Source organism: Loktanella sp. DJP18 (assembly GCF_049310965.1).
Taxonomy (GTDB): Bacteria; Pseudomonadota; Alphaproteobacteria; order Rhodobacterales; family Rhodobacteraceae; genus Loktanella.
Map to the genome: position 1 here is coordinate 1 of NZ_JBMERN010000402.1, position 571 is coordinate 571.

The following is a 571-nucleotide window of genomic DNA, read 5'->3' on the forward strand; positions in this document are numbered from 1 at the left end:
CGCTGATCCTGCGCGGCAGCCGCGACTTCGCCTCCATTGATGACTACCGGCGCTTCGTCGACATGCTGGTGGCGCGACGCAACAAACAGCGGGCGGCGCCTGTTCAGGCGGAGCAGACGCACCTGAAGCCTTTGCCGCAGCGGCGCACCACCGACTTCACCGAGATCGTGGTGCCGGTCACCCGGACGGGCGGGTTTCTGATCAAGAGTATCTTCTACAGCGCGCCATCACAGCTGATCGGGCAGCGTTTGCGCGTCCACCTCTACGATGACCGCATCGAGGCGTTTCTCGGCGGCACCCTCGTCGTGACCCACGCCCGGGCCCGCGGGCGCGGCGACGGGCATCGCGTCCATGTCATCAACTACCATCATGTCATCCATGCCCTTCGGCGCAAGCCGCAGGCCCTGTGGAGCTCGATCTACCGCGACAGCCTGTTCCCCCGCACCGAATACGCTGAGGCATGGAAGGTATTGCAGCGCGATTTGCCAAGACGGGATGCCTGCCGCCGAATGGTTGATCTGCTGTTCATCGCCCATGAACAGGCGTGTGAGACGGAACTGGCGCATTTGCT

1 protein-coding gene is annotated in these 571 nt (G+C 63.9%); it reads left to right on the plus strand.

The window, feature by feature from the left end; genetic code table 11:
• A partial coding sequence (locus ACOI1H_RS26140; protein WP_422441275.1) for a Mu transposase domain-containing protein occupies window positions 1-571 on the plus strand: 571 nt, incomplete at both ends.